The organism is Pseudomonadota bacterium (genome assembly GCA_039815145.1).
Lineage (GTDB): Bacteria > Pseudomonadota > Gammaproteobacteria > Steroidobacterales > JBCBZW01 > JBCBZW01.
Genome location: JBCBZW010000175.1, coordinates 1 through 8,967, shown reverse-complemented (window position 1 = coordinate 8,967; position 8,967 = coordinate 1). Strand labels below are relative to the sequence as shown.

Annotated in this window: 10 protein-coding genes and 1 tRNA gene; 10 read left to right on the top strand and 1 reads right to left on the bottom strand. The window is 66.5% G+C overall.

The window, feature by feature from the left end; genetic code table 11:
• The 3 genes from AAF184_23235 to AAF184_23225 all read left to right on the top strand — a co-directional run.
• Positions 1-798, top strand: a 798-nt coding sequence (locus tag AAF184_23235) for an amidohydrolase family protein (GenBank protein ID MEO0425269.1), incomplete at its 5' end; no start/stop codon positions are given.
• Between the two features lie 22 nt (positions 799-820).
• Complete coding sequence (locus AAF184_23230; GenBank protein ID MEO0425268.1) at positions 821-2,023, top strand: hypothetical protein; 1,203 nt, start codon at positions 821-823, stop codon at positions 2,021-2,023.
• Positions 2,020-2,997, top strand: a complete 978-nt coding sequence (locus tag AAF184_23225; GenBank protein MEO0425267.1) for an alpha/beta hydrolase-fold protein — start codon at positions 2,020-2,022, stop codon at positions 2,995-2,997. The genes AAF184_23230 and AAF184_23225 overlap by 4 nt, the downstream gene beginning before the upstream one ends.
• Before the next feature lie 47 nt (positions 2,998-3,044).
• Here AAF184_23225 and AAF184_23220 read toward each other — a convergent pair.
• Positions 3,045-3,131 (bottom strand) — tRNA-Leu (locus tag AAF184_23220).
• A 139-nt stretch (positions 3,132-3,270) separates the two neighbouring features.
• Between AAF184_23220 and AAF184_23215 the strand changes: the two genes are divergently transcribed.
• The 7 genes from AAF184_23215 to secD all read left to right on the top strand — a co-directional run.
• Complete coding sequence (locus AAF184_23215) at positions 3,271-3,852, top strand: sigma-70 family RNA polymerase sigma factor (GenBank protein MEO0425266.1); 582 nt, start codon at positions 3,271-3,273, stop codon at positions 3,850-3,852.
• On the top strand, positions 3,825-4,538 hold the full coding sequence (locus tag AAF184_23210) for a hypothetical protein (protein ID MEO0425265.1): 714 nt from the start codon (positions 3,825-3,827) through the stop codon (positions 4,536-4,538). Before AAF184_23215 ends, AAF184_23210 begins: the two co-directional genes overlap by 28 nt.
• Before the next feature lie 221 nt (positions 4,539-4,759).
• The gene (locus AAF184_23205; protein MEO0425264.1) at positions 4,760-5,515 is read left to right on the top strand and encodes a PDZ domain-containing protein; all 756 of its coding nucleotides are present in this window, start codon (positions 4,760-4,762) and stop codon (positions 5,513-5,515) included.
• 50 nt (positions 5,516-5,565) lie between these two features.
• A complete protein-coding gene (gene queA, locus AAF184_23200; GenBank protein ID MEO0425263.1) occupies positions 5,566-6,624 on the top strand; it encodes a tRNA preQ1(34) S-adenosylmethionine ribosyltransferase-isomerase QueA in 1,059 nt (352 codons plus the stop codon).
• 11 nt (positions 6,625-6,635) lie between these two features.
• Positions 6,636-7,754 (top strand): tRNA guanosine(34) transglycosylase Tgt, encoded by a 1,119-nt coding sequence (gene tgt, locus AAF184_23195; protein MEO0425262.1) that lies wholly within the window; start codon positions 6,636-6,638, stop codon positions 7,752-7,754.
• 267 nt (positions 7,755-8,021) lie between these two features.
• Positions 8,022-8,351, top strand: a complete 330-nt coding sequence (gene yajC / locus AAF184_23190; protein ID MEO0425261.1) for a preprotein translocase subunit YajC — start codon at positions 8,022-8,024, stop codon at positions 8,349-8,351.
• Positions 8,348-8,967, top strand: a 620-nt coding sequence (gene secD / locus AAF184_23185) for a protein translocase subunit SecD (protein MEO0425260.1), incomplete at its 3' end; no start/stop codon positions are given. The genes yajC and secD, both read left to right, overlap by 4 nt.

Here is an 8,967-nt window from a genome sequence, read left to right as displayed (position 1 = left end):
CACGGCGATCTCGTGCAGGGCTATCGCGAGGATGTGTCGGCGGTGCTCATGGGCACGGGCAGCTGCGACGGCGCCGACGATTGCCGTCGCGCTGTACGTCGGCAGGTGCGTCGCGGGGCCGATCACATCAAGCTCACAGCCACCGCCGGCGTGCTCTCCGAATCGGCAGCCGGCCTCGAACAGCAGTTCTTCGATGACGAGCTCGAGGCCATCGTCGACACGTCGCACTCCATGGGTCGACGCGTGACGGCCCACGCGCACGGCGCCAACGGCATCAAGGCCGCGCTGCGCGCCGGCGTGGACGCCATCGAGCACGGCACCTTCCTGGACGACGAGGCCATCGCCCTGTTCCGCGAGCGTGGCGCTTTCCTGGCGCCGACGCTGATGCCGTCCTTTGCCCTCATGCCCATGCTCGATTCCCCCGACTCCTACCTCAGCCCCACGCAGACGGTGAAGGCGCGCCAGGCCTTGGTGCTCGCCGAGAAGTACGCCCGCCGGGCCCACGACGGTGGGGTGAAGATCGCCTTTGCCACCGACGCGGGCGTGTTCCCGCACGGCCAGAACGCTATCGAGTTCCGGCTGCTGATGGAGTGGGGCGGGTTGACGCCGATGGAGGCCATCGAGACGGCGACGGTTAACGGTGCGGCTAACATCGGGCAGAGCGACGTGCTTGGCACCTTGGAGCCGGGCAAGTACGGGGATCTGGTGGCCGTGGCGGGCGATCCGCTGCAGGACGGCTCGGAGCTCGAGCGCGTGGTGTTCGTGATGAAGGAGGGCGTGGCGTATCGCCAGCCGTGAGGACGCGGGCCGGCGCGACGGGATGCGTTGGTTAGCGGTCGTCCTACTCGCCCTCGCGCCGTTGCTGTGGTGGGGCATGCGCACGGACCCGGAAGTCACCTCAACGCCGGACCCGGTCGGTGACGCCGCGCCGACGCCGACGCCGACGGCGGTAGTGGAAGGCGAGACGGCTCGTCTCGAGAGCCCGTCGCCGAAGGCGTCCACTCTGCCGGCTGGGAGCAGTTCGCAGGATGCGTGCGCTCCGTTTGCGGAGCTCGCGTTGCTTCAACCGACGTCGCAGCCTGATGAATCTGCTGATGCCTACCGTCAGCGCGCCGATCAGCATATCGATCAGCTGATGGGTGGGCTGAACCACAGTCAGGACCCAGACCACCTGTTCGCGTTGAGCTTCTCCCCGCATCGGACGACGCAAGAGCAGCTCGAACTGGCACGCCAGGCGGCGGCCCTCGATCCGGACAATCCCCTGTTCCGCTACCGGGCCCTTGGGATCTGCGCCAGCGGACCGCCGGTCTGTGCGCAGGTGGCAGAGTTGGAGAGGGATCTTCTGCGCGTGGCGCCGGACAACAGCGAGGCCCTGATCATGGTGGCGGCAAGCTGCCTGATGCGCGCCGATGCGAAGTGCGCTTACCGGTACCTCGACCGCGCCGGCGCTGCGTCTGAGGTGAGCGCTTACTTCGGCGAGACGATAACCCATCTCGATCGTGCACTCACCGCCACGGATCTCTCGTACCAGCAACGCGTCGAACTAGCGTTTTCGCTCGGCGCAACCGCCCCGGTTCCGTTCGGCCTGCTGGCCGAGTTTTGCCGCGGCGTGGACCCCGTGCCCTCGGTGCCAAGTGCGAGCGTGATCGAGGCGTGTATTGCGTACGGGGAACGATCCGCGAGCGGAGCGGACACGGTATTGGCGCAGAAGATGGGGGAGGAGTTGGCTCGCCTTGGCTACATTGCCCAGGGCTACACGCCGGAGGAGGCGCGAACGCATCTGCGCGAGCGGCTTGGCGGGTCGGTCGAATTGGCCGTGTTGTCGATCGCCATGTACGAACGGCTGCTCAGCGATGAGGCGTTCTTCCGCCGTTACCTCGCGCAGCTAATCGATATTGGCGAATCCGCCGCGCAGGCCTGGGTGTCCGCGCAGATGGTGGACTGGCAACCGAGCTGCGCGGCTGAGCTGATCGCCGCGCGTGAAGGAGAAGGGCCGGCGCCCATGGAGCAAGATCAGCCGTGACTACCTTCCGTGTGCGCGCCTACTACCCCGCCCAACCCGACCGTCTGGTGCTGCGCACCGAACTCGATTGGTACAACGACCTGCGCGGCCACCCCACGCCGGACGGCGCCGAGTTCATCTTCGAGTCAGATCGCGACTGGCTCTACTTCAAACCCTGCCTGCACAGCCCCCAGGGCCTCCTATGGCTACCGGGTATGAACCGGGTGGTGACTCGTGCCGCTGGCCGTCGGGATGTCTATCCCTACTTCTACGCCGGCCTCACCGGCACCCTGGGGCCCCTGCGTGCCCTCGACGGTGTGCGTTTCCGCGTGTACTTCCCCGCCGGCTACGGTGAGAACACGCTCAAGCGCTACCCCGTCATGTACGTGCACGATGGTGGCAACTTGTTCCTCCCTGAGGAGGCGTTCCTGGGGCGTGCCTGGGAGATTGATCAGACCCTCGATGAACTGCACGAACTCGCCGTGATCGATCAGGTGTTGGTGGTGGGCGTGTATCCCGGTGATCGCATGAGTGCGCTCACGAGTCCTGGGTACGTTGGGTTTGCCAATTGGATCGCTGACCGGCTGAGGCCTTTCCTCGATGCCACCCATCGCACGTTGACCGGCCCGGATAACACAGCGGTCATGGGGTCGTCGCTCGGGGGTGTCATGGCGCTGCATTCGGCCTGGTCGCGGCCAGACGTGTTCGGCATGGCTGCCTGCCTGTCCTCGACCTTCGGCTATGCGGACGACCTGTTCGACCGGATCGCCCGGGAGGCACCACCGAACATCCGCATTTACCTCGACAGCGGGTGGCCGCGGGATAACTTCGAGCGGACCCTGGCGATGCGCGACCTGCTGATGCACCGGGGCTTCGGGTTGGGGTCGCGCCTGCAGTACCTGGTATTCCCAGGCGAGCGCCACAACGAGCGGGCGTGGGGTGGGCGCGTGCACGTGCCGTTTCAGTGGTTCTTCGGACGCTCGACGACTGGGTAGCCGTTCAGCGCGTGTGGGTTCGCTGCTGACGCAGCACAAGTCGAGGTTGGTACCGGGAGGGGGACTCGAACCCCCAAGCCCTCGCGGACAGCGGATTTTGAATCCGCCGCGTCTACCAATTCCGCCATCCCGGCAAGGCGGGCAAAATTACAGCCTTGGCAGAGACCTGTCCAGACCGGTTGCGCCGCAGCATCGGTGCAGCCCGGGGAACTTCCTGACGCGATTCGTTCTCGAAGCAGCGACCTTTCCGCGACTCGTAGCATCAAATGACAGATGTCTAGATTCAGCCAGGAAATACCCGCCCATCAGGTGGCGGCGGCGGCGGCCGGGGACGCCAGGGCGCAGGAGGCGATCTATCGCACCTTCTGCGATGCGGTGTATTCCCTGGCCAGCCGGTTGCTCGGCCGGCCGGATCTGGCGGAGGAGATCCTGCAGGACACCTTTGTCGAGGTGCTTCGCCACCTCGGCAAGTTCCGCGGCGACGCGCCCCTGGGGGCTTGGATCCGCAGTATCGCGGTCAACAAGTGCCTCATGCATTTCCGCTCCGCCTGGGTGCGTTACAGCCGCAGCGGCGAGGAGATGTGGGACCTGCTCCAGCACACGCGCGACGGCGCCCCGGCGGCGCAGGCCAGCACGGATCTCGAGGGCGCGATGGCGCACCTCACGCCCACGGCCCGTACGGTCGTGTGGATGTACGATGTCGAGGGCTACACCCATCGCGAGATCGGCGCGATGATGGGCAAAACCACCAGCTTTTCTAAGTCCCAGCTGGCGCGGGCGCACAAGCGCCTCCGCGACGCGCTGGATGATCAGTCGGGAACGGCCACGTGCACGCAAACCTCCAACAGCTTCTGAGCATTCGCGACGGTGCGCCCGTCGACGCCGAATGCCGTGCGCACGTGGCCGAGTGTCGCCACTGCCAGCGCGAGCTGGAGCATCTCGAATGCGTCACCCGAAACCTGCGAACCCTCCCCGATGAGGAAGCCCCGGCGTCGGCGTGGACGGAGATCCGCGCCCGCTTACGGCACGACACCGGCACCAGTCACCCCGCCTCCGGCGGCTGGCGCGAGGCCCTGACGGCCCCGTTTCGCGGTGGCCTGGGCGTGCGCCAGGCATTGCTCGAGGGCATGCTGGCGAGCGGGATTGCCGTGCTCGCGGTGGTCTGCCTACGCCTGTGGACGGCCGATTTGCAGGAGGCGCAACGCCAGCTCTCCGCGGGAATGCCGCTGGATTCCGCGCAGTTCGCCGCCACGCCAGCTAGCTATGCTGGCCTTGACGAATTTTTGTCTACCCGATGGCTTCAGGAGCGTCACCTGGAGCTCGTCGACGCTGATCTTGAATTAAATCTAGACAAGCAGGCGCATGTTGACGAGCTGAAGAGCCGCATCGGAATGCTCGATTATTACTGTCTTAATGGGAAAAATTTGACGCCTGGCGAGCGATATTCCATCGCCCTCGAGCGCAGTCGCCTGATGGACGAACTCCTGGATGCCTATGGTGCTCCTGCCGCGTTGCGGGCAAAGTTCGAGGTTCCGCGGTAGGCGCTTTCTAGCTGTCATATTTTTTTCTCATGCTTATCCAGCAACGCAGGCGTATTTTGGGAATCGGGTTGGGGCTTGCGCTCCTGGCGGTGCTGTTGATGACCGCTGGCAGGCAAGGCGGCCAGATCTCGGCGGACTCAGCGTGGCAGGCGTTCCTCCACGCTCCCGACGTCACATTAGCCGCAAGCGGTAAGCACCGCGCTCCCAGCTCCGGGTCAGACATGAACCTTGGCGAGCCGGCGGTTGAAGAGATCATCCAGCGCGTCCTGCTGAACGTAGAGCGGGACCTCTTGGAGAACGAGCATCGAGCGGTGCTCGGCATCGTGGCCGGCGAGCCGACCACGGCGGGCGTGCGGGTCACGGGCGTCACCCCCGACGGCCCGGCCCAGCAGGGCGGCCTGCGCAGCGGCGATCTCATCCTCGCCATCAACGGCGATGACCTCCTGGACGACGGCATCGCCCACCCCGTGGAGCAGCTGCTCGCGGTGTTGCAACGGGCAACGCCTGGCGAGTCGATCAGCGTGCGTTACGAGCGCGGGGATGCCATCGCCTACGCGGATGTCGTGCTCGGCGATCTGGCGGATCTGCCGGGCGCGTTACGGCAAGGCTCGCCGGATCGCTGGTATGAATTGGAGCTCACGGCAATGACCGACGAGCTCGGGCGCTACTTCGGCACCGACGAGGGACTGCTGATCACCCGCGCGCCCAGCCACACCCCGCAGCTGCAGGACGGTGACGTGCTGCTGCGAATCGATGGCCGCACGCCCCGCTCGGCCCAGCACGCCCGGGCCATTCTGAGGTCTTACGGTCCTGGCGAGCCGCTTGCTCTCAACGTGGTGCGTGATGGGGTGCGGATGTATATCGCGGTGGACGAGGCGGCCGAGACACCGGATGCCTCACCTCCCGGGTCGTTTCCTGTGCCTGCCGTCGTGGCCCTCGAGTCCTTTGACGCTGCCTGTGTGATGCGCCGCCTGTAACGGGTGGCCTACTGGCGATCTGCCCCGATCCCTCTGTACGCTGTGCGCCCATGCAGCGTTCTGATTTCGCCTACCATCTGCCTGATGAGCTGATCGCCCAGGCGCCCCTGCCCAACCGCTCCGATGCACGACTGCTCACCCTGGATGGCAGCGATGGGCGCGTATCGGACCGCGCCATCGTCGACTTGCCCGAGTTGCTAGGTGCCGACGACCTCCTGATCTTCAACGACACGCGGGTGGTGCCGGCGCGCCTGTACGGCCGCAAGGCCAGCGGCGGCAGGGTCGAGCTACTGCTCGAACGTGCGTTGGACGAGCGACGTGTGCTCGCCCAGATGAAGGTGAGCAAACCGCCTGCGCGGGGCGCCGTGATCACCGTGGAGGGCGGCGCCGAGGTGGAGGTGGGGGAGCGCAAGGAGGGTGGTCTGGTGGAGTTCGTCTTCGATCGGCCAGCCCTCGCCCACTTCGAAGCGCACGGCCACATGCCGCTGCCGCCCTACGTGCAGCGAGCCGACGATGATCAAGACCGTGAGCGCTACCAGACCGTGTTCGCGGACAAGCCCGGTGCGGTCGCGGCGCCTACGGCCGGTCTTCACTTCGACGAAGCGCTGCTCGGCGCGCTCGATGCGCAGGGTATCGAGCGCCGCACGCTGACCCTGCACGTGGGGGCGGGCACCTTCCAACCCGTGCGGGTGGATGACCTCGACAACCACGTGATGCACGAGGAACAGGTGCTCATCGACGAGGGCCTGCGCGAGGCGATCGCGACCTGCTGGGCGCGGGGTGGCCAGGTGGTGGCCGTGGGCACCACCGTCGTGCGCGGCCTGGAGAGCGCTGCGGGCAGCGATGGCTTGCCTCAGGCGGGTGCGCGCAGCACCCGCCTGTTCATCCGACCGGGCGGCCACCGCTTCGCCACCGTCGACAGGATGCTCACCAACTTCCACCTCCCGGAGTCCACGCTGCTCATGCTGGTCTGCGCCTACGCGGGCACGGACCACACGCTCGCCGCGTACACCCACGCGGTGCGCGAGCGCTACCGCTTCTTCAGCTACGGCGACGCGATGCTGGTGAGCCCGCAGGCGAGCCAACGCCGGGAGCGGCGGGCGGGATGAGTATGCGAAGCATGCGCTACGAGTGCCTGAGCCAGGACGGCGCCGCGCGTCGCGGCCGGCTCACCTTCACCCGCGACGAGCACACCTGCGTAGTCGACACGCCCACCTTCATGCCCGTCGGCACCTACGGCACGGTCAAGGGCATGACCGGTGAGGAACTCACCGATCTCGGCGCCCAGATGATCCTCGGCAACACCTTCCACCTGATGCTGCGCCCGGGCGAGGCCACGGTGAAGGCCCACGGCGGCTTGCACGGGTTCATGCATTGGCAGGGGCCGATCCTGACCGACTCCGGTGGCTTTCAGGTGTGGTCCCTGGAGGCCATGCGCAAGCTCTCGGAGGAGGGCGTGCGCTTCCAATCCCCCGTCGACGGCAGCCCCTGGATGCTCACGCCTGAGCGCTCCATGCAGGTCCAGCGAGATCTGGGCGCGGACGTGGTGATGGTGTTCGACGAGTGCACGGCCTACCCGGCGACGGAGGCCGAGGCCCGGGTGTCCATGGAGCTGTCCCTACGCTGGGCGGCGCGCTGTCGCGAGGCTCACGCCGGCAACCCCTCGGCGCTCTTCGGCATCGTCCAGGGCGGCATGTTCGAAGGGCTGCGGGAGCGCTCGGCCCGGGGCCTGCGGGATATCGGCTTCGACGGCTACGCCGTCGGTGGCCTCTCCGTGGGGGAGACGGAGGAGGAGCGCCTGCGGGTGCTCTATTGCACGGTCCCGCTGCTGCCGAGCGATCAGCCCCGCTACCTGATGGGGGTGGGCACGCCCGAGGACCTCCTCGATGCCGTTGCGCGAGGCATCGACATGTTCGACTGCGTCATGCCCACGCGCCACGCCCGCAACGGTTATCTGTTCACTTCCCGCGGCACCCTGCGCATCCGAAACGCCCGCTTTGCTGAGGATCTGCGACCTCTGGATCCGGACTGTGAGTGCTACACCTGCGCCCACTACAGCCGCGCCTACCTGCGCCACCTCGAGCGCTGCAACGAGATCCTTGGCGCCCGCCTGAGCACGATCCACAACCTGCATTTCTACCAAACCCACATGCGCCGCATCCGCGAGGCGATCGAGGCGGGGACCCTGGAGGAGTACGCCGAGGCCTACCGGGCCGGGGTGGCGCGCGGCGTCGAGTAATTTGCCAGTGAATCCTCGGGCGGGCCTTGAAATATTCAGGCCCGGCTCAACTAGGGAAGGTATGCACAAGTCCGATCGGCGGCCCCGTGCGTCCAGCGGCCCGAGGTCAAGGCGCGCGAAGTTCCCTGTAGCCGTCGCTACAGGGGACTTTGCGCAACGCCGAGATCGGGGCGCTGGTGCTCGGGGACGGTGGGCGGACTTGTGCAGGGCTTCCCTTGTGGATATGGCATACTTGCGGGCTTTCTGCCTGCACCTCGAAGGTCACTCATGGATTTCCTGATCAGTCCCGCAATGGCCCAGGGGGCCGCGGCGCCCGCTGGCGGCAGCTTCCTCTCCCTGCTCCCCCTCGTGGGCATGCTCGTGCTCTTTTACTTCCTGTTGATCCGGCCGCAGCAAAAGCGCGCCAAGGAGCATCGGGACATGGTGGAGTCGATCGCCGTCGGCGCCGAGGTGGTCACCAGCGGTGGCGTGCTCGGCAAGATCACCAAGGTGGGGGACCAGTTCTTCACCGTGGAGGTGTCCGACGGCGTGGCCATCCGAGTGCAGAAGCACGCGGTCGGCGCCGTGATGCCTAAGGGCACGGTGAAAGGCGCATGAGACAGAACCACACGCCGAGCTGGCTCTTCAGCTTGGTCGTAGGCGTCATGGTTCTCGGCATCCTCTTCGCGCTGCCGAACCTGTTTGGTGAAGACCCGGCGATCCAGCTAACGCCGGCGGACGGCACTGAGCCGCCGGAAGCGGTGGTCGAAGACGTCGAGGGCTTTCTCCAGGGCGAGGGCCTGCCGTTCGAACAAGCCCGCCTGGTGGACGGCAAGACGGTCATGGTCACCTTCAAAGACACGGCCACCCAGGGCGACGCCCTCGATCCCCTCCGAGAGCGCTACAGCGACGGGTACATCACCGCGCTGACAACCATGCCACGCATGCCCGACTTCATGCGCTCCCTCGGTCTGCGGCCGATGGCGCTTGGGCTCGACCTACGCGGCGGCGTGCACTTCCTGTTCGAGGTCGACCTCGATGTGGCCCTCGCGAAGTTCATGGAGCAGTCGGAGGGCACCTTCCGCCAGGCGCTGCGCGAAGCCAACGACCGCCAGGGTATTCGTAGCCTCGGGTATGAGACGAACGAGGACACCAACACGATCACCTACAAGTTCCGTGATCGTGAGACCGCCGTTGAGGCGGAGCGCGAAATGCGCAAGATCAGCACCGAGTT

Excerpts from the sequence above, each read along its gene's own strand:
- AAF184_23215 (MEO0425266.1), top strand. The coding sequence starts at position 3,271 with ATGTCTAGATTCAGCCAGGAAATACCCGCCCATCAGGTGGCGGCGGCG.
- AAF184_23230 (MEO0425268.1), top strand. The coding sequence starts at position 821 with ATGCGTTGGTTAGCGGTCGTCCTACTCGCCCTCGCGCCGTTGCTGTGG.
- yajC (MEO0425261.1), top strand. The coding sequence starts at position 8,022 with ATGGATTTCCTGATCAGTCCCGCAATGGCCCAGGGGGCCGCGGCGCCC.
- AAF184_23205 (MEO0425264.1), top strand. The coding sequence starts at position 4,760 with ATGAACCTTGGCGAGCCGGCGGTTGAAGAGATCATCCAGCGCGTCCTG.
- queA (MEO0425263.1), top strand. The coding sequence starts at position 5,566 with ATGCAGCGTTCTGATTTCGCCTACCATCTGCCTGATGAGCTGATCGCC.
- tgt (MEO0425262.1), top strand. The coding sequence starts at position 6,636 with ATGCGCTACGAGTGCCTGAGCCAGGACGGCGCCGCGCGTCGCGGCCGG.